This window comes from Schaalia sp. JY-X169 (assembly GCF_014069575.1).
GTDB lineage: Bacteria > Actinomycetota > Actinomycetes > Actinomycetales > Actinomycetaceae > Scrofimicrobium.
Genome location: NZ_CP059675.1, coordinates 1318089 through 1343094, shown reverse-complemented (window position 1 = coordinate 1343094; position 25006 = coordinate 1318089). Strand labels below are relative to the sequence as shown.

The following is a 25006-nucleotide window of genomic DNA, read 5'->3' as shown; positions in this document are numbered from 1 at the left end:
GCGGCGCCACGGCACTCAAGGTAGTCCGGCATTTTCAGCCCCGTTCCGGTGCTGTCCGCCCGACGCGGCGCGAAATGTATATGTGGGGAACCGAAGTAACCCGGGGGTGGGCACCCGCGACTAACATTAGCGCCCAACGTATACATTTCACGGATCTGCAGGGGTGCCGTGGCCCGGCCTGAGTCAGGCCCTAGCCTTCCTTCACCTCAATATTGACCTTGATCTCACGCGATGCCATCGCGGCCCGGTAAACCTGGGCAATGCCGAGGAGGACAAGACCAAAACCGATCATCCAGCGCAAGAACGCGGTTCCCCACACCGGGGTGAGTAGTAGCAAGACCCCAATGACAAGCGCAACGACTGCATAGGCTGTTGCCAGCGCATTCTGTTCGACGCGACCACGCAAGAGTATAAGTGCAGAGACGCCCTCGACCATCCACAAGATGCCCAGGATGACGCCGAGGACGTTTGCGAGGACCACTGCTGAGGCACTGAGGAAGCTAAGCATGACAATGCCGGCCGTGATGAAGGCGATGCCCGCAACCACGCGGGTAATCCGCGCAAGCGACTTGAGCTCCTTAGCTCGAATGGCCGTGAAGATGTAGATCAGCCCGGAAAGTACTGCGTAGATCCCTACTAGCAGGGCAGCGATCTTCACCATTTCATTCGGCCACACCAAGACAAAGATGCCCATAGCGATTGCTACCAAGCCCGCAATGCCGAAACCCCAACGGTAGGTGGTTATTGTTACGCGCAGCTTCTCACTTGCAGATGTCTTGTCCGCCACAATGGTCTCCTCTATATAAGTAGGTCAGGACTCACCGATACGGAGCCTCCCGCCTGAACACTGTAATCATAGGGCCTTGAGGCAGTTCTGGGCCCGTAGAAGCTGCCGTGTCGCTGGCTGTCTTCCTAAGGTTGGCAACCCTTACCTTCCTTGAAATCCCGCCGAAAACTGGCAATGCTATCCGCATGAGAAAGATTAGAGATGCAGCGCGCCGCTACCCTCTGGTGGGCGCGACCATTCTGATTGGCCTGATCGTCCTCGTGACCGCACTCCTTGGCTACACGACGATCGCTCAGGTGTTGGCCACCATCTATGTGGGCGGGGTGGTTCTCTGGACAGTAGTGGACATGGTCCGCGACATGATGGCTGGGAACTTTGGGCTGGATGTGCTCGCAGTGATGGCGATGGTGGCAACTCTGGCTGTCGGCGAATACGGGGCATCAATAATTATTGTGCTCATGCTGACCGGGGGAGAAGCCCTGGAGGATTACGCAAGCAACCGTGCAAAGAGTGCGCTCACCGCACTTCTTGAGCAGGCCCCCCAAACGGCCCACAGGTTCTCCTCACGCCAAGGAGATAAAGACGAAGCTATTGAAGACGTCCCAGCTGCTCAGGTTCGCGTGGGTGATCACTTGCTTGTGCGACCCGGTGAAGTCGTCCCGGTTGACGCAAAGTTGCTAAGCACACGCGGGTCATTTGACGAGTCAGCCATCACGGGCGAGTCGTTGCCTGTGAACCTTCGTGCAGGCAGTGAGGTCCCCTCTGGATCTCTCAACGGTGACGAGGCCGTCCGCCTTGAGGCTCTACGTACTACTGAAAACTCTCAGTACCAGCAGATCGTCGCGCTGGTAGCCGATGCGGAAAAGCAGAAGGCTCCAGTTGTCCGAATTGCCGACCGTTTCGCTGTACCTTTCACGGCACTGGCGTTGATAATCGCCGGAACAGCATGGTTCATTTCCGGTGACGCGGTCAGGTTCGCTGAGGTTCTCGTCCTCGCAACTCCGTGCCCGCTCTTGATTGCGGCACCGGTGGCATTCATGGGTGGCCTGTCACGCAGTGCCAAGAACGGCGTGATTTTCAAGGGTGGCGCAGTAATCGAAAGCCTGTCTAACATTCGCAGCGCTGCCTTTGACAAGACGGGCACGATCACTGGAGGACGGCCCGAGGTCGTCCGAGTTGATACCTATCCGGGTTTTGACGAGTCTGAAGTTCTGAAGTTGGCAGCATCTGCTGAACAGTACTCGGCCCATGTGCTTGCAGTAGGCATTGTGGCTGCTGCAAAGGGCCGCGGCCTCGGACTCTTGGCGGCTGAGACAGCCGAAGAGACCGCAGGATCGGGTGTCAGCGCAACATTTGGTCAGCGCCGAGTAGTTATTGGCAGCAGGCACTTCGTGCTCGGAACGGACGCGCCTCACAGCCCTGAGTATGGTGTGAGGCTAGAACCGGGTGAGGTTGCTTCATACATGACCATCAATGGAGAGCCTGCCGGAGTCATCGTCCTCGCGGACCAAATGCGACCTGACGCTCCTGCGCTGGTTGCCTACCTTCGCGATCAGGGTGTTGAGACCATTGAGATGCTGACAGGTGATGGCGAGAGTACGGCTAGAGAAATCGGTGCCCAAGCGGGAATAACTGATGTTCGCTACTCATTGCGACCTGAGCAGAAGGTTGCGCTTGTCCACGATCTCCAACCTCGGCCAGCACTCATGGTCGGCGATGGTGTGAATGATGCGCCGGCGCTCGCCTCTGCGGATGTTGGCATAGCAATGGGCGCTCGTGGGGCGACGGCGGCTGGCGAAGCCGCAGATGCCGTGATCGTGCCAGATAGCGTATGGAAGGTTGCAGATGCTCATACCATCGCAAAGCAGACTATGCGGGTTGCGCTCACTGCGATCTGGATCGGCATTATCCTCAGTGTTGGACTGATGCTGGTGGCAGCGACAGGAGCCATTCCAGCCATGGTTGGGGCACTGACCCAGGAGATTGTTGACCTAGCTGCAATCCTCTACGCGCTACGGGCACTATCTGGCAAGTTGCCCAGCAAGCAAAAATACCTTGCGCAGGCCGGGCAGCAGGACAATGCCACTGGCAGAGTCTTGAGCAAAGTGGGACGATAGGACTATGAGCACAATTACACTTGAAGGAAATGAAGTCCAAACGATCGGCTCCCTCCCAGAAAAGGGGACCAAAGCCCCACATTTCTCACTTGTCGCTAATGACTTGAGTGAAGTCAATGATGAGGATTTTGCTGGTAAACGCATTGTTCTCAACATCTTCCCCTCAGTAGACACCGGTGTCTGTGCCATGTCGGTACGTCGGTTCAACAAAATAGCAGCAGAGCTTCCAAACACCGTGGTTGTCTGTGCATCGAAGGATCTTCCCTTCGCTCTGGCCCGCTTCTGCGGGGCGGATGGGATTGACAATGCCGTGACAGCATCGGCATTCCGCTCCACATTTGGTGAGGACTACGGGGTAACAATGACGACAGGGCCGCTAGCTGGACTCCTGTCCAGGGCAGTTGTCATCGTTGAACCGGACGGGACGGTGTCTTACACGCAGCAGGTTCCAGAAATACACGACGAACCTGACTACGAACTGGTTATGGAAGCACTGGAACAGGTCTACTAGCGAAGCCTAGGAGTCGGCCCAGACTGGGCCGACTCGAGCGGATATCCCGAGCGGGCCGCCCCACCGAGCCCGTTACCGGTTTCTTCGTAGTAACGCGCCCTGCACGATTGCAAGCACTTCGTCATCCGGCATTTGTGAGGCGTTAGCAGCAGCGATCAACTGACTGACTGAGTCTCTCAGCGCCTCGGAGAGATCCGGAGCGCCCTCGGCAACAACTGTTCCTGTCCGTCGCCGGGATGTCACCAATCCCAAACTCTCCAGTTCCCGGTATGCCCTGGTCACGGTTCCAACGGCGATCCCGAGATCCGCGGCCAAGTCCCGAACTGTGGGGAGCCGGGTGCCAGGAGTGAGGACGCCGGCGGAAATCAGGGCTGCCAACTGGGAACGCACCTGTTCAAACGGTGGAACAGCCGAAGTGATGTCGATGCTGATTTGCGCGCTCATCGTGATCGCCACACTAGGATGACCACCGCTGCAATCAAGATCGCCACTGACAATGCGATGCAGACTGGTCCCCACCAGTAACCCGCATTGGCACTGGATTGCCCGGCAATCAGTAGCACTCCGGCAAGGCTGACTGCGAGCGATGCTTGAGTCCCTTTCAAGAGGTTCGTTGCGGATATACGCCGCAGTTGAGCGTCACTTTGCGGTGTGCTCCCACTAACTGCGGGGCGGCGCGCAATCACGTGGAGTACCGCAAGCGCCAACGCGATCAGGACCGCCGCTAGGACGAGCATGGGGATTCCGTAGGGCCATCCTGGGAACGGGCCACTCTGACCATTGACAGCGGGATCTGCGGCGACGTGCGCGATCGCCCTCCCGCTCGCGTCACCTCCCTTGGTAGCAATCGATCCGAAGAGGATCAGTGACAGCACCAGTAGAACGGCCCAGACAATCGTTGCAATCCGGGCAGCTGCGTCGGCGTTGGCGAGGGCGGGTCGTCGGGTCAGGTATGCGCCGCGCTTCTGGCCTTTCGGTCGGGGCCAAAAGGACTCACCAAGGGCTGCCACATCAACAAAGAGGATCCCGGCAAGTAGAGGACCGAGAGCCGCAAGCAGGCCCGGTACCACGGTCGAGTTGACGTAGATGGTTGGAAACGCATAGGCGGCAAGCGCCGCGAAAGCAATGCCGACCAGTGCTGCGGTGCCATAGAGGATTTGTATGCGACGCCTCGCGCCGTGGCTCGGATCCTCGGTCTTGACGACAATTGTGAGCACGATGCCCACGACTACGGTAAAGAGAGCGACGGCGACGAAAACTATCAGAAGAACCGTTATGAAGGACGTGGACATGGTTGAACTCCTCTCAGTGGGTAGCACAATCATCCAACTAATGAATCAATGTGTCAAGTCATTGATACAAAGTCTTTGGCCATCGAGCTGGTCCTGCCGAGGTGAGCGCTAGCCCGTTACATTACGAGTGAGATGATCCCAATTGCCAGAGCAGTTAGTGCAATGACCGTCCCGGAGACTGCAACCGAGAAGGCTGCAATGCCCCAAGCACGTGCGGTCTTGTCTGCGCCCCCCAAATGCGACGAAGACTTGCCGACAATGTCACGCGCAACGCTTCCGAGGCCGGGTGTCTCAAAGACTTCTCCGTCCTCCTCTGTCATTTCGCGGGCCGAGTAGGGGATTTGTCCGTCCAGAGAATCCACAAAGTCTGCCGCGGCTCGCGGACTTTCGAACCGAAAAGTTGCGGTCCGATCAGTTGATGTAAGTTCCGCTGGGAAGTCCCCAAGTAGGGCATCCAGATCCTCGTCGGACAGCGTCATGGTGGCGGGTACCGCATCCAGCCTAAACTCGCGGGGAATGTTGATCTGCACTGTTCCTCCAATACTGTGACGTTAGGAGTCTACTTGTACTCAGAGCGCCAAGTTCACCAAGGGTCCTTGAGCCAAACGAGAGCAACGGTCCGAAGTCTGGTCGTTTGATGGACAACTTCGCACGTCCTCGTACGCTGTTCATTGCTAGTAGTCTCCGAAAGGACAAGATATGGCCCCCCAGGGTAGCGGACTTAATGTCGCTGTTGTTGGTGCAACCGGCCAGGTCGGTGGCGTGATGCTCGACCTGCTCGATGAGCGTGATTACCCGGTTGCGAACCTTCGTCTCTTCTCTTCACCACGTTCTGCCGGAAAGACGGTGACGTGGAAGGGACATGAGATTACCGTCGAGGACGTCACGGTTGCCGCGCCCAAGGATCTTGAGGGTATTCAAGTTGCCATCTTCAGTGCGGGTGGTGCCGCTTCTAAGGCCTACGCCCCCCTGTTTGCTCAAGCCGGAGCAGTGGTAATCGACAACTCATCTGCGTGGCGCAAAGATCCTCTGGTTCCGCTTGTCGTTTCTGAGGTCAACCCGAAGGATGCACTCAACCGCCCGCTGGGCATAATCGCCAATCCAAACTGCACCACGATGGCCACGATGCCCGCGCTCAAGGCACTGGATGAGGTTGCGGGGCTGCGTGCTCTGCGTGCCACCACCTTCCAAGCCGTATCCGGAAGTGGCCTTGCGGGTGTTGCTGAACTGGGCTCCCAGGTGCGAGCCGTTGTGGAAGGTGATGCTCCAATCGAAGGACTTGCTCGCGATGGTAGTGCTGTGCAACACGGTGAACCAAAGGTGTACGCCGCTCCAATTGCTTTCAACGTGGTCGCGCAGGCGGGCAACTTCGTAGATGACGGCAGCGGAGAGACCGACGAAGAGCAGAAGTTGCGGGATGAGTCGCGTCGCATTCTTGGACTTCCAGACCTTGCGGTTAGTGCGACCTGCGTGCGCGTCCCTGTTTTCTCTGGGCACTCGCTAACCATTCATGCGGAGTTTGCCAAGCCCATCTCTGTCGATCAGGCTAACGCCGCACTGACAATGATGGACGGTGTCAATCTGGTTGACCTTCCCAATCCGCTCGAAGCAGCCGGCAAAGATGGCACCTTCGTAGGACGCGTGCGCCGCGACCAGTCTGTAGGAGGGGACCGTGGGTTGGTGTTCTTCGTCTCCTCAGACAACCTCCGCAAGGGTGCCGCGCTAAACGCTGTGGAAGTGGCTGAGCTTATTGCCAAGGAACACGGCTTCTAAGCCTGTCGGGCTCCATCTTGGGCGGCTGCATTTGCGCGCAGCCGCCCAAGACTTCAACCCAAACATCAGGAGACGACCTGCACCCCGTCGCCAATGCGCAGTGAGTGACTGGTAAATCCGGCAAAGCGAGGATCGCCAGCCGCCGCTTCAAGCGTTAGGTCAACAAGGGCGCCTTGGTCACTGCTGTGGAAGACAACGACCGTGGGGCCCGCACCTGAGATGCAGGCTGCCAGACCCTGGCCGCGTAGGTGCTCTACCAGTGCCAGCGAAACCGGATAGAGGCCGCGGCGATACTCCTGGTGGAGCCGGTCGGATGTGCCATCAAGCAGTAGCTCTGGCGCCGACGCAAAAGCATGCATAAGCAGAGCGGTGTGTGCTGAGTTCGCGATGGCATCCTCAAGCGGAATACTGGCAGGCATCGCGGCGCGTGCCTTCTCAGTCTCAAGCACGGTTGATGGCACCAGGGCCGTGATACGAATATCCTCCCGGACCGTGGCCTGGGCGATCTGCCACGTACCCTGGCGGAGCCAGCCGATTGTGAGCCCACCAAATATGGCTGGTCCAACGTTGTCGGGGTGGCCCTCTATGTCGACAGCAACGCCAAAGGCCCAGGAGCGGTCAAGGGGTCGATCCGGGTAAACCAGCCCCCAGGCCAGCGCTAGCCCCGCAGAAATGGCAGCGGACGACGAGCCAAGCCCCCTCGCGAGCGGAATGGTGTTGTGAGCCGTAAACGACAGACCTGGAACTTCCACTCCCAGATCCTCGATGCCGCGCAGGATCGTTTTGAGGACGAGATGGCTCGCATCCCGGGGAAGCGCAGCCGCACCGGCTCCCGACAGCGAAAAAGTGTATCCGTCTTCAATGACAGCCACGGAAGCTTGATCAACCCAGTCGAGAGCCAAACCCAGTGCGTCAAAACCGGGCCCCAGGTTCGCGGTGGTTGCCGGTGTACGAACCGTTGCGCTACGTCCCACGGGGATGAGCATTGTCATTGCTTCTAGAGACCCAGACTGGTCGCGACTAGGTCCACATCCGCAGGCAGCACCTCGGCGACAATGTCGCGTCCCAGCATGGCTGTGTCAATATCTTTTAGACCGTTACCAGTCACCGTGATGGTGATGGTCTTACCTGTCGGAAGCGTGCCCGCCTCGCTGGACTTCAGAAGACCCGCGATGCCCGCGGCCGAGGCCGGTTCGACAAACACACCCTCGCTCGCCGCCAGGAGTGCCTGCGCAGCAAGGATCTCTTCATCTGTAACAGCCTCGATTCGACCGCCTGAGTCATCACGCGCCGCAACTGCTTGATCCCACGAGGCCGGGTTACCAATGCGAATTGCCGTCGCAACGGTTTCGGGGTCCGCGATCGGGTGACCGACAACAAACGGCGCTGAGCCAGCCGCCTGGAAGCCCCACATCTGCGGCAGTCGCGTGGACTTACCGGCCTCGAAGTATTCGCGATAGCCCTTCCAATAAGCGGTAATGTTCCCGGCATTGCCAACGGGGAGCATATGAATATCGGGGGCGTCACCAAGTGAATCAACGATCTCGAACGAAGCCGTTTTCTGCCCCTCAATGCGATCCGGGTTCACCGAGTTAACAAGGGCGATCGGATAGTTGGCATCCAGCTTGCGGGCCACGTCGAGGCAGTCATCAAAGTTGCCGTCAATCTGCACGATTCGCGCCCCGTACACCACCGACTGAGCAAGTTTGCCCTTGGCGATCTTGCCCGCGGGGAGGAGGACAACGGGGGTCATTCCTGCCTGAACTGCATAGGCAGCTGCCGACGCAGAAGTGTTTCCCGTGGAAGCACAGACAACAGCCTGTGCTCCGCGAGCAGCAGCCATAGACACCGCCACCGTCATGCCGCGGTCCTTGAAGGAACCTGTCGGGTTCGCGCCCTCGACCTTAACCCACACCTCATTGCCTACGCGTTCAGAAATTACCCGGCAGTACACCAGCGGCGTCGAACCCTCACCGAGGCTGATGATTGGCTGGCCCTCCGCTACCGGCAACCACTGTGCATAGCGATGGATAAGTCCCTGGGTCTGCGGCATTCCCGACAAGATACCCTCCAAAAGTTGTAGATGTGTGGAAACAGTTTGCTAGCGGCAAGTGTGCCAAATAAGGGCGGACGCCCCCGCAGTCGCCATCATGCGGACGAGGACGACCGCGTTGCCTCACAGGTCGTATTCGGCGCGGAACTCACTCAGCAGAGGACGCTTAGCCATTCGGCCATCACCGGAGGAACGACCCGTGAGGCGACGTCCGATCCACGGAGTGATGTATGTGTTGAAGTAGGCCGGGCTGCGGTAATTTTTCGGGTCAGGCACCGGGTAACGCGGATCGGCCCAATCATTCGGGTAGGAAATCCCGAGTGCGTCTAGGCAGTTAGCGGCCACTCGAAGGTGCCCCGCGGGTGACAGGTGTAGACCGTCCTCGGACCAGTATGTTGAGTCGCGGAACGCCAGGTCGTTGAAGTTGTCGACAAAGGTGACACCATCCATGCCGGCAACCGCATTTGTGGCCAACTCCGTGTACTGCTCGCCTCTTGAGGAGAAGACATGGCCCATGGGGAGGTTGTTGACAGGGTCCGGACCCGCGAGGAGGAGGACATGGGTTCCGGTCACGCGGATCGCCTCGACGGCTTCGACGATTTGATCGATCGACTCGGCCGGATCGAACTTTGGCCGCAACATGTTGTTGCCACCGGCGTTAAATGACATGACATCGGGACTCTGCGCTAGGGCAGGCTGCAGCTGTTCTGCAATGATCGGACCGAGCTTTCGTCCTCGAATCGCCAAGTTTGCGTAGCGGAAGGGGCGGTTGTTGCCGTCCGGCGAAGCCGAGTAACCATTTGCCAAGCCGGCCGCCACGCGGTCAGCCCACCCGCGAAGGGAACCGTCAGGCCGCGGGTCCCCAAGTCCTTCTGTAAAACTGTCTCCAATAGCAATGTAACTGCTGAACACTTTAATCAACTTCCCGTGACTACTTACTACTTTCTACTTCCTCTGCTTTACCGGCGGCGGCGCTCTCGCACGCGAACCGACAGTTGGATCGGCGTGCCTTCGAAGCCAAACTCCTCCCGCAAACGTCGCTGAATGAAACGTCTGTAGGCAGGGTCCAAGAAACCGGTTGTAAAGAGGACGAAGCGTGGGGGAGCGGTTGAAGCCTGCGTCCCGAAGAGAATGCGCGGTTGCTTGCCGCCGCGCAATGGATGGGGATGGGCAGAAGTGAGGCGACCAAAAAAGGCGTTGAGGCGCCCTGTGGAGACGCGCGTCTCCCAACCGTCAAGGGCTGTGTCGAGGGCGCGCGTAATCCTGTTGACATGCCAGGTAGTTTTCGCGGACAGATTGATGCGGGGAGCCCAGTCAACCTGCACCAGTTCACGCTCCTCCTGCTTCATCAACGCAACCCGTTGCTCATCATCAACCAGGTCCCACTTGTTGTTGACGATGACGATGCCACGCCCGGCATCTACTGCCTGCTGTATGACGCGGACGTCTTGCTCTGTCAGCGGGACTGACGCATCGACGAGTACCAGCGCAATCTCAGCGCGTTCCAAAGCCGCCTGCGTGCGGATGGAGGCATAGTAGTCGGCGCCGCTGGTGCGGTGTAGTCGGCGCTTTATGCCTGCCGTATCGATGAACTCCCACTGGCGTCCCTCGATTTCAACGATCTCGTCGATTGGGTCACGGGTGGTGCCAGCCAGGTCGTGGACAACTGCCCGCGTTTCCCCGGCAAGAGCATTCAGAAGTGAAGACTTGCCTACGTTGGGTCGACCAACAAGGGCAATACGCCTGATGGCGGACGGACGTCGTTTTGTCGGGTGTGCGGACTCTTCTGGCATCGCGCGGACAACCGCGTCCAACATGTCACCGGCGCCGCGACCATGCAGGGCCGAGATGGCGTAGGGCTCACCTAAACCCAGGGACCACAGCGCCGTAACGTCAGACTCCTGTGTTGAGGAGTCGGCTTTATTTGCGGCAAGAATAACCGGCTTTCCAGACTTGCGGAGTAGAGGAACAACCTGCTCATCTGTCGACGTTGCGCCGACGTTGGCATCCACAACAAAGATGATGACATCGGCCAGATCTATTGCGACCTCGGCCTGTTCCGCGATTTGGCGATCCAAACCTTTAACGTCAACCTCCCATCCGCCAGTGTCGACGAGGACGAAATCAACCCCGGCCCACTCCGCGTCGTAGAGAACTCGGTCGCGGGTCACACCGGGCGTGTCTTGGACAACTGCTTCACGGCGCCCCAGCACACGGTTGACAAGAGTTGACTTGCCGACATTCGGCCGCCCGATTACGGCAACAACGGGACGTGAGGAGTATTCGAGGTCGGGCTGGGACCAGTCATCACCCTGACTGAGGAGCTCCAGGTCCTCAGCCTCGAGGTCGTACTGGGCGAGGTCGGCACGCATTGCACGCATGCGCTGAAGCTGAAGCTCTGCGTCCTCGACCTCGGCTTCCTCAGTGAAATCCGTGCCAGGGGACACGGCAGACTCCTCATCGAAAAGGTCACTGTCGTCAAACCCGTTGTCGGTGGTTGTCGGTTCCATTGGTCGTCCTCGCAAAGTGACGTTTGGGAGCGGGGTATGAACCCGTGCTCTGTTGATCTCTACTGATTGTATGTTGGCAAGTCTCTGATCAACACACTACTTGGCGTAGGCGGCAAGCACCTCGGAAGCCACAGCTGCATCCTCAAACGCATGCTTGACCCCGCGAATGTCCTGATAAGTTTCCGGTCCCTTGCCAGAGATGATGACAACATCCCCCTCTCTGGCGCTGTAGATTGCCTCCCGTATCGCGTCTCGACGACATGTCGTCACCTCGATCACATCCTTCATGCTTGGACGAGTTTTGCGAACCCCCTCGAGGATTTGAGTGCGGATAGCCTGGGCATCTTCCCAGCGTGGATTCTCATCGGTAACCCACAGTCGGTCTCCACTCTGAGCCGCTACCTCACCGAGTGGGACTCTTTTGCTCGGGTCGCGGTCACCGTCTGTGCCAAATACGAGGATTACCTCGCCGTGGCAGAGCGGGCGCATGTCTAGTAGCAGCCGCTCAAGGGCTTCGGGGGTATGCGCGAAGTCCACAAGTACCAGGGGTTGATTTGGAAGACTCGGCACCCACTGCATTCTTCCGGGAACGGCTGGTGCATTGGCGACACCATCGATTGCATCTTGAATTGGAACACCAAGGAGCCCTGCGCCGACGATGGCGAGAGCCGCGTCCTGAACATTGACCAGACCGGGAATTGGGCAGACTGCTTGGTACTCGGTTCCACTTGGGTCTGTGAGTGTGAACGTGTTCCCACCGATCGCTCGGTTCGGAGTCACACCTGTGACTCTCCAAAGAGGGACGGCCAAGTCGCAAAGGTCATCGTCTGTGAGGACCTGGACCGCGTGCATGGGAACCTGGGCCTGGCGAACGAGGCGACGCCCATATTCGTCATCAACCGCGCTGACTCCGGCCCTGGTGCGTGATGGTTCGAAGAGTGATGCCTTGGCCTCAAAATAGAGGTCCATGCTGTTCTCATAGAAGTCCAGGTGATCGTGCTGCAGGTTGGTAAATATCGCAAGGTCGAAGTCGATCCCATCAACCCTTCCTAGGGAGAGAGCATGCGACGAGACCTCGACGACAGCGCCCCTCAAGCCTGCCTGCGCTGTGGCGGCCAGGGCGCGATGAACGACAGGAGCCTCATGGGTGGTTCTGTGTGCCGTGACAGACAGGGAACCCGTGTTAACTTCGAGTGTTCCGAACAGTCCCATTTGTCCAAGGCCGGAGGCGAGGGCGGAACGCAGAAAATACGTGGTGGTGGTCTTGCCATTGGTTCCGGTCACACCTGCAATAACCAGGTCCTTCTGCGCGGGTGCGTGAAGGTTTGCGGCCATCATGGCAGCCGTGTGACGAGGGTTAGAAACGACGACGATTGGTAGATCCGCATCTTGGGCCAGTTCGGCTCCATCCTGATCAGTGACAATCACGCTTGCACCGCCAAGTCGCGCCGCTTCCCAAAGAGATGCTCCGTGGCGATGCGCTCCTGGGACACCTACAAACACCCAGTCGGCGTCCAAGTCATCCGTACTGACTGAGACTCCTGTAACCGGGAGTGCCTTTAGGGTGTCAGAGGGGTCGACCAATCCATTCTCATCGGTCCACATTTGCCACGTACCGCAGCCCTCTAGTGCAATATCTAGCGGGAGAGCAGTAGTCTGGGGACGTATCTCAGATAGTGAAGACATGCCCCCATTCTAGGTCAGGCAGGACTCGGTTCCGACGTTGGGAGGTGCCCCGTGAGTCACGATGACCCCGCAGGCGTGCCCGCCGTTGACGCGGCACACAGGGACCCTGCGGCTTCGATGCTACTTCTCAAGAACATTGAGAGATTCTCGCTGGACCCCGGATACTACGATGCTGCAGAAATCGACGCTCCGAAGAGCTCCTTGGCAAGAAGAGTCGTGGCTCTAGTCTTGACTGCAGCACTTGGCTTTGGGATGACGGTAGCGGCTCTCAACCTGCGCAACATCAATGATGATGTGACGAGTCCACGGGCGCTTCTTGCGCAACAGGTACGCGATGCGCAAGTACGCGTACGGATTCTAGATGAAGAAAATCAGGGACTACAGGCTCAAGCGCGAGCTTCGGAGGTGCTTGAGGGTGAATCAATGGAGCTGGGTTCTGGACTTGCTGTGAGCGCAGGAAGTGTTCGAAGTGCAGGTCCGGGTGTAGTGGTTTCTATCGCTGAGCAGGCAACCTCACTGTCGGGACGCGCAAGCCGTTTCAGAGACGCTGACCTTAGGGCAGTTGTCAACATTTTGTGGTCAGGGGGAGCGGAGGCAATGGCGATCAATGGGCACAGGGTTGTCGCAAGCACATCGGTTCGGATGGCAGGGTCTTCAATACTTGTGAACCTCGACCCGGTTGTATCGCCCTATGTTATTGAGGCGATCGGAGATCCCACCGAACTGTTGGCTGCACTACAGAGCGGCAGCGGAGCGGAGCGCGTCGCTGAGATAGAGAAAGCCACTTCCGCTCAGGTGACTGAGACTCGAGCCGAGAGCCTTACCCTTGGCGCAATACCACTACGATCGAGTCAGGCGACTCCCATGGAATCGCAGTAGGGGGAACCAAGTGATAGCAGCAATCGGATTGATACTGGGTGTTGTAGCCGGCCTGATCTTTGAGCCCGTCATCCCTTTGGGCTTACAGCCATTCCTGCCCGTAGCGGTGGTGGCGGCACTCGACGCCCTTTTTGGAGCCTTTCGTGCCTGGTTGGAAGGTGTTTTTTCCGATCGAGTCTTTATCGCCTCGTTCTTCTGGAACGTCCTGATTGCCTGTTTCCTAGTGTTCCTCGGTGTCCAGCTTGGTGTCGGTGGCGCGATGACTACGGCAGTGATCGTCGTCTTGGGTATCCGTATCTTCAGCAACTCGGCATCCATCCGTCGCTTGATTTTCAAGGCCTAACATGGGACCAAGCACTCCAAGTCGGCACCACTCTCATGAACGTCGAGGTTTCAGCCCTCAGCGGTTCATCAACTCTTTTGTCTCCAGGCCCCGTCCGCTGCACATTCTGCTGCTGGCAATGTTCTTACTGATCGGCTTAGCGATCACAACGACAGTGCGAACGCAGGCAGCGGATCCTCTAGCCGGTCTCAACGAGGATCAGCTGGTTGCTCTGCTAGGGGACCTAGAGCAACGCGAGGATGCGCTACGCAATGAAAGAAGCGCTCTGCAGGGGCAGCTCACTGAGCTTAAGGAGGCTGCTGATGCCAGCCAGGCTGCCCGTGATGCAGTTGCCTTGGCTACGTCACAGGCCGAGGTCGCTGCCGGCACAGTTCCGGTGGAGGGGCCGGGCATCATAATGAGGGTGTCGGCTCAGCAAGAGATGATCCCCGTTTCAGTGTTCGTCACGACTTTGGCGGAACTTAGGAACGCAGGCGCCGAATCGATTTCCATTAATGATGTCCGACTAAATGCCCGCGCCTGGTTTGGAACGGACTCCCAGGGGGGGATCGTTGCTAGTGGGGCACCGTTGTCTCCACCTTACGAATGGCGCGCAATAGGTGATGGCTCGACTCTGTCTGTCGCGTTGGAGATCAGAGGAGGGGCGGTCTCTCAGTTCAAAGCGTACGGGGCCATGGTTACCACTGAAGTTTCAAACTTGCTTCAGATCAAGGCTGTTACAGAACCGTTCGAACCGGTCTGGGCCAAGCCAGCAATTGACTGACGGTCGACCAACAAAGAGTGCGGGAAAGCGACTAGGATGGTCTCAGTTTGGATCGGTCAGGAGTATGTCGGTCCGCAAAGTTTAGGTGGAAACAAGGAGGACGAAGTGGCTGAAGAAGCAACTTTTGACCCAACAAGTACCGCGTTCTTCGGTACTCCTGAAGAGTCCGACGCGTCTGAGGTCTCGAAGGTTCCACTCTCAGCGCGGGACCAGGCGGCGGTAGATGCTCTCCCGCCGGGGAATGCGCTTTTGATTGTTCAGCGTGGACCGAATTCCGGGGCCCGGTTCCTCTTGGATCAAGAGGTGACTAACGCGGGGCGTTCGGCCTCGTCGGATATCTTTCTCGACGACGTAACCGTTTCGCGCAAACACTGCCAGTTTCTCGTCAAAGAGGGGCGCCACTACGTTCGGGACTCCGGTGCCCTGAACGGCACGTATGTGAACCGTGAGCGAGTTGATCAGGCACTGCTGTCGGCGGGGGATGAGGTCCAGGTTGGCAAGTACCGACTCACATACCACCCGTCGTCTCAACGATAGTGGGCGCTGCACGTAGCGCAGGGCCGGCAAGGGACACCATTTCTTCCCAACGGCCACAGGCGCTAGAACCTTGGCCTCGAGGCGTTTCCCGTGACGCGGTGATGACAATCGGCCAGGTCGTGAAGATTCTGGACAGGGAGTTTCCAGCTACCACAGTTTCCAAGGTGCGGTTCTTGGAAGAAAAGGGCCTGGTCACACCTCATCGCACTGCGTCGGGATACCGCAAGTACTCGTCCGCGGACGTCGAACGCATCAGACTGATTCTGACGAAACAAAGGGATTCCTACGCGCCACTACGGGTCATACTTGAGGAGCTTGAAGCCCTCGACAACGGCCATGACGTCGAAGCACCCCCGCGGGCGCGGCTGGTATCTTCAGATGGCGTTGCCGTGGTCCCCGAGAGAGGCCGCACCATCACTGTGCGTGAGCTGGGGGAGCTAACTGGCTGTTCACGCGCGGTTCTAGAGTCTTACGTCAAGCTTGGTTTGATCGCCCCGGACCTGGGCGGCCATTTTGCCGGTGGAACAGTACAGGTGGTTCGCTTGATCACTGCTTTGGTAGCCGCTGGCCTTCCTGCACGGAACCTACGAACTATTCGCAGCAGCGCAGATCGAAGTGCAGACATTATCGACTTTGCAATCTCTTCGTCTTCCCGGCGCGACCGCCCCGGCGACATAGAGAGGGCCAGGGCTCAGGCTGAGGAAATGGGCGAGCTGGCCGGTGCTCTCCACACTGCTTACTTGCAAATTGCCGTCGACTCACTGGGGGAGTAGGCACGAAAATTACTGCGACACACCCAAGCCTAACCCTCAGGTTAAGCGTGAGACTGGAACAACCGCGCTATCGTTAGGTGTTGTAGGTGGCAGTTGGTTGTAGAACAATGACCCGAAGATAGACCTGTTCGTAAGAACTCAGCAAGGAGATGCCGTGAGTCCAGAGGTTTCTGCTAAGACAGATCGGACACGTCAGCCCATGCTATTTGGCGACCCGCTTGCACAGGTGGATGTAGCCGCTGGTTATCGTGGACCCGTGGCCTGCGAAGCCACTGGAATTACATACCGCCAGCTTGACTACTGGGCGCGCACCGGCCTCGTGGAGCCAAGCCTTCGAGCCGCTGCGGGATCCGGTAGCCAGCGTCTGTACTCCTTCAAGGACATCCTGGTCCTCAAAGTCGTCAAGAAGCTACTTGATACGGGGATCTCATTGCAGCAGGTCCGTGTCGCAGTCCAACAGCTTTCCGAACGCGGTATCGATGACCTCGCTTCTATCACGCTAATGAGTGACGGTGCTTCCGTGTATGAGTGCTCGTCGCCGGATGAAATTGTCGACCTGCTCCAGGGTGGCCAGGGCGTGTTTGGAATCGCCGTTGGGCGCGTGTGGCGTGAGGTCGAAGGCAGCTTGGCGCAGTTCCCGGTAGAAGCCGACTCCACGGTAGTGGGGATGGATGAGCTGGCGCGCCGTCGCCGTGAGAAGCAAGCAGCGTCCTAATGTCTGGCGACCAGTACCTGAAAGCAGTGGACGTCGTGGTCCGCGGTCATGTGCAGGGTGTCGGATTTCGTTACCGCACAATGTGGGCCGCTGACGAACAAGGTGTGGCTGGCTGGGTGCGTAATGAGTATGACGGCAGCGTAAAGATTCACGTTGAAGGTGTGGAGCATCGTGTTGATATGTTCCTCCAGACCCTTCGTAGGGGATTCCCCGGAGCCCACGTTTCAAGACTGGAAACCTCACGTTCAACTCCGGAGGGACTGAGGGACTTCAAAGTCGTCTACTAGAATCTGACATAATGTACATTATCGGATCGTAGCTACCTGCTGTTTCGTTCGCCCTCGGCGTCCAAGGTGGGAATCTCTAGTCTTCAGGGGTAAAATAGTTTGCTGCACGTGCCCCTTTGGCCGTGCTCTGTCTGTACACCCAAGGAGACGCAGTGGCTGACCGTGCATTACGAGGCATGCAAATAGGGTCCAAATCATTGGAGTCTGAAGATGGCGTAGTTTTCGCTGAGCGCTTTGAGGCAAAATACGTCTGCTCCAATGGCCACGAGTTCAAGATTGCAATGGCCTTTGATGCAGAACCCCCTGCAACTTGGGAATGCCGTTGCGGCGAAGTTGCGGAACTTGTGGGCGAAGCAGCCGAAGAAGATGAATCAAAAAACATCAAGCCACAGCGTACCCACTGGGATATGTTGCTGGAACGACGCAGCCTTGAGGAATTGGACGTACTGCTCCAGGAACAGCTCGAGGCATACCGCAACGGCGACTTGATCTTCGATACGGACTATCGCAGACCCTAACCCTCTTCCGTCCTCTTATCACGGCCTCGGGCGTAGTAATACGCGCCGAGGCTCGTTGATGCCAAGAGCAATCCGCCGACCATCACGAGAACCGGCATGAAAGACGCCACATAAGTAAACGGCGTTATGGATGTGCGGAGAGGTAGTTCCCCAACCAGGTGTGCTGCCTCCTGTGTCCCGGTGACTGCAACTAGCGAACCGTCGGGGCGGATCATTCCAGAGACGCCATTTGTCGACACTTGGACAGTGGACCGTGAGAACTCAGCTGCTCTGAAGCGTGCCATCTGCAACTGCTGGTCTGACTCTGCGGAATTCTGAAAGTGAGCATTATTGGTGGGGATAACGATCAGTTCGCCGCCCATTGCCACGCCCTCGGCGATCAGCGGCTCATAGGCAACTTCAAAGCAGATCCCCACAGCAAGGGGAATGCTCCTGCCGTCGGAGAGTTCCACCTCCATGAAAGCAGGGTTATCAACGGATGCCATATCCACGCTGATCTGCGCAGACGCGGTGGCCAGGAACTCTGAAATCTCTCTGAGAGGAACGTACTCTCCCCACGGGACAGGGTGCTGCTTCCCGTACATTTCCTCTAGCAACCCCCGGTCTGGATCCCAGACAGCCATCCAGTTATAGCGCTGCTCCCCCGCGTACTCCATCACGCCCAGCATGACCGGTTTGCCGGCCCGGTCCACTACCTCTTCGACGAGGGCGGCCGTCGCCGGGTCAATACGCGGGTCGATATCAGTCGCATTTTCCCCCCAGAGGATGAGGTCGACCTCATGACCTTCATCCAACATAGCCAGGGTTTGGCGGGCGTGGTTGCCCGTTACCTTCCGCGGCGTTGCGAAGGTTTCTGCCATCGGAATTTCGACGTTGCCCTGGATTAGCGCTAGTTCAATCTCCCCGTTTTCCTGACTCTTGGGAAGGGAATATAACGCCGGTGCGATGAAGAGGACACCTGCGATACCAAGCGCCGCAAGACGGGCGAAGAAGCTCTCTTCTCTGTTGGGTGCTGTCCGCAGAGCCAGAGCGCGTCTCAGAACGATCGCGATGACAACCGCAACAAATGAAGTTAGGACCTCGCCCCCTAGCGGAGCAAATGCAAGCAAAGGACTATCCACCTGCGTGTATGCAAGTTTGCCCCAGGGGAAACCCCCGAAGGGAACTCGGGAACGTAGTTCTTCGAAAGTGACCCAGAGCAGGGCTCCGCCAAGCGCTTCCCCCCAAATGCTCTGGGCCCAAGCCCAAGTTCGCATTGCAGACAGCGCCAGACCCCACAGGGCGATGAAGAATGCCTGCGCTCCGGCCAGTGCGACCCAGGCGATGACCGTATTGTCAGTTGCAATCTGCATCCAGGAAATATGCGGCATGAAGAACGCCATTGCCCATACTGCTGCGTATCCGGCTGCGCGTCCCGGATGAATACGGTCCACCAACGCCACGAGTAATGCGATTGAAGGGATCGCAAGAAACCACAGATTAGCGAAAGGAAAGGCGGCCCACATTGCTGCGGCCGAAACCAGGATAAGAACCAGGTCGAGCCAGGTACGCCCAGTTGCAGACCTGCTTCGCCACTGTGCCGGTACTCTCACGAGAACTCGGTCCATGCCACAACTCCGTGCAGAAGTTTGGAGCGTGCCTTGGTGGCAGCGGTTCTGATTTCAGGATCCTCGAGGCGGCGCAGCTGATCAAGCATGTCTAAGACTTGGCGTACCCAGCGGACAAAGTCTCCGCCAGAGAGTTCAGTTTTTTCCAGGATTGTTGCTAGTGATGAACCCTTTGACCAGCGGTACATGGCATCGAGCAGCTGTCCGGCAGGTGGCTTTGTGACTTCATGGTTTGCTCGGACTTCCGCGCCGTGAACCTGATTGAAAACGTCCATGGTGGTAGACCAAGCTGTCTCTAGTCCTGCGGTTGGGAAGTTTGCAGGAACGGCTGATACTCCGTCCTCGCCCCGTGGCTCATAGACGATTGCACTGACGATTGCCGCCAGCTCCTCCGGTTTCAAGCCAGCCCAGGCATTCTCGGCGATGACCTGCGCTACCAGCAGGTCACGCTCTCCAAAGATGCGTCGCAATCTTTGTCCGCGTTGCGTCACATGGTTACCGTCCAGGAAGCCAAGACTACGAAGGACGGAGCAAACCGCTTTGAATTCGTCGACAATCTCTGAGCTGCGGTCATTGATTTTCTTTGCGAGTGCATTTCGCTCCCGCAGAAGCCTCGCGTACTCATGTCCAATGCCCGCATGACTTTCCCGATCTGGGCAACTGTGAACTGGATGCTTGCGGATTCTCTCTTCGAGGACGGCAGCCTCATCGAGCATTTTTGACACCTTGGCATCATCACGGCCTCGGCTGCGTGTGTGGGCACGTGTAAAGTCTGCGTTGCGCAATGCTGCAGCAAGCTCTGCGCGGTCTTTGGGACGCTTCGCTCCCCTATCCGGAACCGGCATGCGCCCCAGGACTTCCAAGCCACCCTCGGCCTCGCGTGGGCCCACAGACCCAGGTTTTCCGTCCTCACCAACCACTCGTGCAAGCGGAGTCGCAAACCCTGATGTTGGAGCCTGTACAACGACTGCGCTACGAAGTCTGCGTCCCTTCTTGAACCGCACTACATCGCCAACCTTAAGCTCTGCGAGGATCCGTCCCTGCTGCTGAGCGCGACCGTCCCTTGATGCCTTTGCCGCACGTTTCTGCAGCGTCGTCACCTGTTCACGAAGCCCAAAATACTCCGCCGCATCACCGTGATCGCAGTGAAGCTTTGCGGCTGCCTCATCCAGGCGATTGTTAGCTCGCCGTAGCCTCTGGGCGTCCTTGACGACTGAGGCGTCCGTTTGGAACTGGGCGAACGATGACTCAAGGATCTCGGTTGCGTCTTCAAGATCAAGTCGAGACAGAAGATTGACGGCCATGTTGTAGTTGGGGTGAAAAGCGCTATGGAGGGGGTAGGACCGCCCGGAAGAAAGCTCAACAACTTCCTCGGGTGTGACGACACCGCGCTCAATGACGAGGGCGTGCCCCTCGATGTCGATTCCTCGCCGTCCCGCTCGTCCTGTTAGCTGGGTGTACTCACGCGGAGTGAGGCGCACGTGCTCGCTTCCATCCCACTTCTCTAAAGACTCGATTACCACGGTGCGTGCGGGCATGTTAATGCCTAGAGCCAGTGTTTCGGTTGCAAACACGGCCTTGATGAGACCTCTCCCGAAGAGTCTTTCAACAGCTTCCTTCTGCTGTGGTAAGAGTCCGGCGTGGTGGGCAGCAACGCCCTCCTCCAGGGTATGACCCCACTGGTGCAGGTTAAGGGCACCATGGTCTTCAATGGGGATGCTTGAGAGCGTCTGTTCAACTTCTTCCCTGATCGCCAAGCGCTCACTGGAGGTGGTTAGCTGCAGTCCAAAGGTTGCTGCGTCATTTGCGGCGTCCTCGCATCCCGCACGAGAGAAAACGAAGACGATCGCCGGTAGCAACCTCTTTTGCTGTAGTGATTCGAGCATGCGGTACCGGGAAACGGGAACGCGTCTGCGCCGCGACGGTCGTCCTCGTCCGCCGTAGGGACCGGGGCTTCGTTCTTGGATCTGACTTATTGCGGCTTGCAGGTCGGGGTTGATTGCGCGTGTCCCCTTCCCCGCGGCCGCCTGTTTTGGTCGTGCGTAGAGGTCATATATGCGCGGCCCCACCATCATGTGCTGGTAGAGGGGAACGGGGCGGTCATCAGAGATCACAACTTCGCAGGAGCCCCGCACGTCCTCGACCCAACGGCCAAATTCCCGCGCGTTCGACAGTGTGGCGGACAGCGCCACGATGAGGACGTGCTCGGGTAGCTGAATGAGGATTTCTTCCCACACCGGGCCACGGAAGCGGTCTGAAAGGTAGTGAACCTCATCCATGACTACCACGCCCAGGTCACGAAGATCCTTGCCCGCGTAGATCATGTTGCGAAGCACTTCGGTTGTCATGACGATGATTGGCGCGTCCGGGTTGATGGCGGTGTCGCCGGTGAGTAGACCGACCTCGTCGTCGCCGAAGCGGTCACGAAAGTCGCGCAGCTTCTGATTGGAGAGCGCCTTGATGGGCGTCGTGTAGTAGACCTGCTTGCCGCGGGCCCTAGCAAGGTATGTTGCCCCCTCACCGACGACGGTCTTGCCTGCTCCGGTAGGGGCACAAACGAGGACGGAAGAACCCAAGGCTAAGTGTTCTAATGCCTCAACCTGGAATGGGTCTGGGGAGAAATGCAGGGATGACAGGTACTGCTCGAGGCCGGATTCCTGAACAACCATGTGGCGTCGGAACTGCGCCATGCGGTCCGCAGCGCTGAGTACCTCTTCTTGTTCAGGCATTACCTGTGTCCTCTCCTTGCAATGGCTCTTCGAGTGCTTGTCGCGCGTAAACGGCGGCCTCTTCTAGGTAGTGGTGTGGGGAGACGTCCTCCACATAGGGTGCTAGCGCCAGGAGCTCCGTGCGCATCCAGGTTGGATCCCACACCCGGTATGTAGCAGTCAATGCTCCGGCGCGGCCTTCTTCTACAATCGTGGCCGGCGACTCTCGAAGAGCCCACGCGGCTCCTGGGTCAAGGGTGACTATGACAGCTTCGCCCGGTTCCCCGGATTCCATTCCCTGGCCCGAAGACGTTGCGTCAACCGGCGGTGTAAAGGCCGTTTGGACAACCGCGAGATTGGTCGTTCGGTCGAGCCTAAACGTTCGTTCTGACTCTGCTGTGTGACAGTATCCTGTCATCACCCAGCCGTCTCTTTCGAGGACGAGGGCGGATGGGGAGACAGTTCGGTGGGAGTGCCTCCCCGCACCATTGACGTAATCGAAAACAATTGCGGTGCAATCTGTGAGAGCCCTTTGCACCTCTGCAACCTTCTCCCTTGTTACTTCCGAGATAGCGGGTGTGAGATTGGCGAGAGCATCCCCATCGGCGGTGGTCGCCTGCATGCGACTACGAGCTGCTAAGAGCGTAGACAGAGTCTGTGGCAGTATCTGTTGCTCAGATTCAGTAAGGGTTGGAGCCATTGCTTGGAGAGCGGTAACTAGGCGCGCAAACTCTTTTTCCGTAATCGGCAGAGGAGCGGAGAGATTCAGTTGTGAACGCAGCGTGAGGAGGCCCTGCTCGGTGTAGAGGTCATAGTCAATTTCAAACGTTCTTCCCGGGAGCAGATCCCCAATGCCGGCATTATCAAGAAGATCTATGTCGGCCCGTATGCGCTTCTCTGGTCGGCCGAAGAACTGCGCAAGTTCGGTGACGGAAATGCCTGGCTGGGCATCGATGATGCGCACCATAGAGATGAGGCGGGCAAGGATGGTCGTACTGGGTTCAGGCACGGTCTTCGTCCCTCCAGGCGGCCGCTGATCTCAGCCGAGTCTCGATAAGCTCAGCAAGCCAAGAGGGTTCAAGGACGCGGACATCACGTGCTTCTCGGAGCAGGCGCTCCTCCCATATGTGCGCATCCTCCCGCTCCCCCACGCGCCGTCGCCACATGCCGGTGTCTTCCGGTGCTGGCATTGCAGCCGTGGACCCAGCCTCGGCAGAATCCACCTCTGGAAGTGGGGTTGAGTGGGCACTTGTGATGGGAGAGCTACCGTGTCTCACCAACATCACAGGCTGAATCAAGAAGAAATCCGGGGCGAAAGCCACCTCTTGAAGGGGACCTTGTGACGGTGTTGAGTCAGGGGGAGCCGCAAATGCAGGGATGGTGAGGAACCGGGAGAATCTGAAGAGTCTTGGCTCCCAAGCGTCCAGATCAAATCCCCATAGGTAGAGCGCACGACCACGAACAATGACTCTCCAGGGCGCAACGCAGCGCTGGGATGCCCCCTTTTGGGACAGATAGTCAAAGGCAACGGGCCGTGCCTGCTCAATTGCTCCTTGAACAATTTCGAGGCCGTTGGCAGATTCCAGGCTGAAGCGCGTGCTGCTCTGCTGGGGCGCGAGGACGGTTTCTGAGAATCCGCGCAGCTTGTTGCGCAGGGCTTCCATTTCGCCGCTTCCATCACTCCACGCATCCACTGCCCGCAGGAGCAACGCGACCTCGCGGTCCGTCAAGATCGTTCCTTGTGCCGGTAGCGATGAAGCTGAAATACGGTAGGTAGCAGCGTCAAAGCGGTCTTGAACATCGACGGCCAAACCCATCCGTCGCAAGTGTTCAATATCCCTCTCAAACACGCGCTGGGCACTGGCTGAGTCCGTTGCGCCGTATCCCCTCACCACGGTCATGAGTTGGACACGGCCTAGGCCCTCACGAGTGTTCAGAAGATTGAGCGCAAGATTCAGGATACGTAGGGGCGCCTGAACTTTTGCTTGAACCACTGCGCCCCCAAGTTTCTATTTGCCTTGTCCTAGCGTAGTCGAGAGGCAACCAGGGAGGTGACGATGATGCCCTCAGCGCCGACATTCAGCAGAGAGTCCATGACCTGGTTCATGTCAGCCCGGCGCACAACGACCCGAACTGCCTTCCAATCCGCCTCAGCCAGAGTAGAAACGGTTGGCGATTCCAGACCCGGTGCCAACGCTGTGGCCGCCTCTAGGTGGTCGCCGCGAATGTTGTAGTCAATGAGTACGTGATCGCGAGCGACGATGACACCGCGCAGCCTCTGCTCCAACACTTGAAGTGCTGGATCGGAAAGATGCTGGGGCGCGGTAATGAGGATTGCTTCCGACTGAAGAATTGTTGGGCCGAATGTTTCTAGTCCGGCAGCTTTGAGTGTCGAGCCTGTCTCCACAACGTCAGCTATGGCGTCGGCAACGCCTAACTGCACTGATGATTCGACTGCTCCGTCAAGGTGAATCACATCGGCGTTTATCCCATGGGATGCGAGGTAACCGCTCACCAGAAGGTCGTAAGAAGCAGCGATTCGTGCCCCTTGAAGATCAGCGAGTTCACTCTTGGTGCCAATGGGAGCAGCAAATCGGAAGCGTGAGCGACCGAAGCCAAGTCCCAGCATCTCAGTTGCCTTAGTGCCGGAATCTAGCAGAAGGTCACGACCCGTAATCCCCGCTTGGATTCGCCCCTGACCCACATACACCGCAATATCGCGAGGCCGGAGGAAGAAGATCTCCACGTCGTTCGCGGCGTCGGCAAGGACGAGTTCCCTGCCCCTGCGCCTGGTCCTGTACCCGGCCTCGGCCAAGAGGTTGACAGCTGACTCAGAGAGGGATCCCTTATTGGGAACTGCAATTCGCAACATTTTGCTCACAGGTACTTGTAGATATCGTCGAGGGAAACCTCTTTTGCAACCATCATGACCTGCAGATGGTAAAGCAGCTGAGAGATTTCCAGGGCAAGGTCTGCTTTTGATTCGTACTCAGCAGCCATCCAGACTTCCGCAGCTTCCTCAACTATCTTCTTACCGATTGCATGCACGCCCGCGTCAAGCTCCTTGACGGTGCCGGAACCCTCAGGGCGGTCCTTGGCTTTGACTTCTAGTTCAGCAAAAAGATCTTCGAAAGTGGTCATGGGAAA

Annotated in this window: 26 protein-coding genes; 11 read left to right on the top strand and 15 right to left on the bottom strand. The window is 58.0% G+C overall.

Annotated features, from left to right (window positions below; all coding sequences use genetic code 11):
• Positions 1–190: 190 nt before the first annotated feature.
• Complete coding sequence (locus H2O65_RS05925; RefSeq protein WP_182140845.1) at positions 191–787, bottom strand: HdeD family acid-resistance protein; 597 nt, start codon at positions 785–787, stop codon at positions 191–193.
• A 185-nt stretch (positions 788–972) separates the two neighbouring features.
• Between H2O65_RS05925 and H2O65_RS05920 the strand changes: the two genes are divergently transcribed.
• Positions 973–2904 carry a heavy metal translocating P-type ATPase gene (locus tag H2O65_RS05920; RefSeq protein WP_182140844.1) on the top strand — a complete coding sequence of 644 codons (1932 nt, stop codon included), beginning with the start codon at positions 973–975 and terminating at the stop codon, positions 2902–2904.
• 4 nt (positions 2905–2908) lie between these two features.
• Positions 2909–3415 (top strand): thiol peroxidase, encoded by a 507-nt coding sequence (gene tpx, locus H2O65_RS05915; protein ID WP_182140843.1) that lies wholly within the window; start codon positions 2909–2911, stop codon positions 3413–3415.
• Positions 3416–3487: 72 nt separating this feature from the next.
• On the opposite strand, the gene H2O65_RS05910 is transcribed toward tpx, so the two are convergent.
• From H2O65_RS05910 to H2O65_RS05900, 3 genes are all read right to left on the bottom strand, one after another.
• Positions 3488–3859: a GntR family transcriptional regulator gene (locus H2O65_RS05910; protein ID WP_182140842.1), complete on the bottom strand. Its 372-nt coding sequence runs from the start codon at positions 3857–3859 to the stop codon at positions 3488–3490.
• Positions 3856–4707 carry a hypothetical protein gene (locus H2O65_RS05905; RefSeq protein WP_182140841.1) on the bottom strand — a complete coding sequence of 284 codons (852 nt, stop codon included), beginning with the start codon at positions 4705–4707 and terminating at the stop codon, positions 3856–3858. Before H2O65_RS05905 ends, H2O65_RS05910 begins: the two co-directional genes overlap by 4 nt.
• Before the next feature lie 116 nt (positions 4708–4823).
• Positions 4824–5237, bottom strand: coding sequence for a hypothetical protein (locus H2O65_RS05900; RefSeq protein WP_182140840.1), 414 nt, complete (start codon positions 5235–5237; stop codon positions 4824–4826).
• Between the two features lie 169 nt (positions 5238–5406).
• Here H2O65_RS05900 and H2O65_RS05895 point away from each other — a divergent pair, with 169 nt between their 5' ends.
• The gene (locus H2O65_RS05895) at positions 5407–6480 is read left to right on the top strand and encodes an aspartate-semialdehyde dehydrogenase (protein WP_182140839.1); all 1074 of its coding nucleotides are present in this window, start codon (positions 5407–5409) and stop codon (positions 6478–6480) included.
• A 65-nt stretch (positions 6481–6545) separates the two neighbouring features.
• Here the strand turns inward: H2O65_RS05895 and thrB are convergent, their stop codons facing one another.
• The 5 genes from thrB to H2O65_RS05870 form a co-directional block, all read right to left on the bottom strand.
• Positions 6546–7466, bottom strand: coding sequence for a homoserine kinase (thrB, locus tag H2O65_RS05890; protein ID WP_182140838.1), 921 nt, complete (start codon positions 7464–7466; stop codon positions 6546–6548).
• A gap of 11 nt (positions 7467–7477) precedes the next feature.
• Entirely contained in the window at positions 7478–8533 is a 1056-nt protein-coding gene (gene thrC / locus H2O65_RS05885) for a threonine synthase (RefSeq protein WP_182140837.1), read from the bottom strand.
• A gap of 123 nt (positions 8534–8656) precedes the next feature.
• On the bottom strand, positions 8657–9445 hold the full coding sequence (locus tag H2O65_RS05880; RefSeq protein WP_220458710.1) for an SGNH/GDSL hydrolase family protein: 789 nt from the start codon (positions 9443–9445) through the stop codon (positions 8657–8659).
• A 47-nt stretch (positions 9446–9492) separates the two neighbouring features.
• Positions 9493–11043, bottom strand: coding sequence for a ribosome biogenesis GTPase Der (gene der / locus H2O65_RS05875; protein WP_182140835.1), 1551 nt, complete (start codon positions 11041–11043; stop codon positions 9493–9495).
• A 96-nt stretch (positions 11044–11139) separates the two neighbouring features.
• Positions 11140–12729 carry a Mur ligase family protein gene (locus tag H2O65_RS05870; protein WP_182140834.1) on the bottom strand — a complete coding sequence of 530 codons (1590 nt, stop codon included), beginning with the start codon at positions 12727–12729 and terminating at the stop codon, positions 11140–11142.
• Between the two features lie 51 nt (positions 12730–12780).
• On the opposite strand from H2O65_RS05870, the gene H2O65_RS05865 reads away from it, so the two are divergent.
• From H2O65_RS05865 to H2O65_RS05830, 8 genes are all read left to right on the top strand, one after another.
• Positions 12781–13608 (top strand): DUF881 domain-containing protein, encoded by an 828-nt coding sequence (locus tag H2O65_RS05865; protein WP_182140833.1) that lies wholly within the window; start codon positions 12781–12783, stop codon positions 13606–13608.
• A gap of 10 nt (positions 13609–13618) precedes the next feature.
• Entirely contained in the window at positions 13619–13951 is a 333-nt protein-coding gene (locus H2O65_RS05860) for a small basic family protein (RefSeq protein WP_182140831.1), read from the top strand.
• A gap of 118 nt (positions 13952–14069) precedes the next feature.
• Complete coding sequence (locus H2O65_RS05855; RefSeq protein ID WP_182140830.1) at positions 14070–14714, top strand: DUF881 domain-containing protein; 645 nt, start codon at positions 14070–14072, stop codon at positions 14712–14714.
• Positions 14715–14819: 105 nt separating this feature from the next.
• Positions 14820–15251 carry an FHA domain-containing protein gene (locus tag H2O65_RS05850; RefSeq protein ID WP_310649222.1) on the top strand — a complete coding sequence of 144 codons (432 nt, stop codon included), beginning with the start codon at positions 14820–14822 and terminating at the stop codon, positions 15249–15251.
• 101 nt (positions 15252–15352) lie between these two features.
• Positions 15353–16024, top strand: a complete 672-nt coding sequence (locus tag H2O65_RS05845) for a MerR family transcriptional regulator (RefSeq protein WP_182140826.1) — start codon at positions 15353–15355, stop codon at positions 16022–16024.
• Between the two features lie 199 nt (positions 16025–16223).
• A complete protein-coding gene (locus H2O65_RS05840) occupies positions 16224–16739 on the top strand; it encodes a MerR family transcriptional regulator (RefSeq protein ID WP_182142687.1) in 516 nt (171 codons plus the stop codon).
• Positions 16739–17026, top strand: coding sequence for an acylphosphatase (locus tag H2O65_RS05835; protein WP_182140824.1), 288 nt, complete (start codon positions 16739–16741; stop codon positions 17024–17026). Before H2O65_RS05840 ends, H2O65_RS05835 begins: the two co-directional genes overlap by 1 nt.
• A gap of 152 nt (positions 17027–17178) precedes the next feature.
• Positions 17179–17544, top strand: coding sequence for an RNA polymerase-binding protein RbpA (locus H2O65_RS05830; RefSeq protein ID WP_182140823.1), 366 nt, complete (start codon positions 17179–17181; stop codon positions 17542–17544).
• Here H2O65_RS05830 and lnt read toward each other — a convergent pair.
• The 6 genes from lnt to H2O65_RS05800 are packed head-to-tail and all read right to left on the bottom strand — an operon-like array spanning position 17541 to position 25000.
• Positions 17541–19151, bottom strand: coding sequence for an apolipoprotein N-acyltransferase (gene lnt / locus H2O65_RS05825; RefSeq protein ID WP_182140821.1), 1611 nt, complete (start codon positions 19149–19151; stop codon positions 17541–17543). The genes H2O65_RS05830 and lnt overlap by 4 nt on opposite strands.
• On the bottom strand, positions 19133–21880 hold the full coding sequence (locus H2O65_RS05820; protein ID WP_182140819.1) for an RNA helicase: 2748 nt from the start codon (positions 21878–21880) through the stop codon (positions 19133–19135). Before H2O65_RS05820 ends, lnt begins: the two co-directional genes overlap by 19 nt.
• Entirely contained in the window at positions 21873–22868 is a 996-nt protein-coding gene (locus H2O65_RS05815; protein ID WP_182140817.1) for a YafY family protein, read from the bottom strand. Before H2O65_RS05815 ends, H2O65_RS05820 begins: the two co-directional genes overlap by 8 nt.
• The gene (locus H2O65_RS05810; protein WP_182140815.1) at positions 22861–23853 is read right to left on the bottom strand and encodes a YafY family protein; all 993 of its coding nucleotides are present in this window, start codon (positions 23851–23853) and stop codon (positions 22861–22863) included. The genes H2O65_RS05815 and H2O65_RS05810 overlap by 8 nt, the downstream gene beginning before the upstream one ends.
• Positions 23854–23882: 29 nt before the next feature.
• Positions 23883–24731, bottom strand: coding sequence for an ATP phosphoribosyltransferase (gene hisG, locus H2O65_RS05805; RefSeq protein ID WP_182142686.1), 849 nt, complete (start codon positions 24729–24731; stop codon positions 23883–23885).
• Between the two features lie 5 nt (positions 24732–24736).
• The gene (locus tag H2O65_RS05800; RefSeq protein ID WP_182140814.1) at positions 24737–25000 is read right to left on the bottom strand and encodes a phosphoribosyl-ATP diphosphatase; all 264 of its coding nucleotides are present in this window, start codon (positions 24998–25000) and stop codon (positions 24737–24739) included.
• Positions 25001–25006 lie beyond the last annotated feature (6 nt).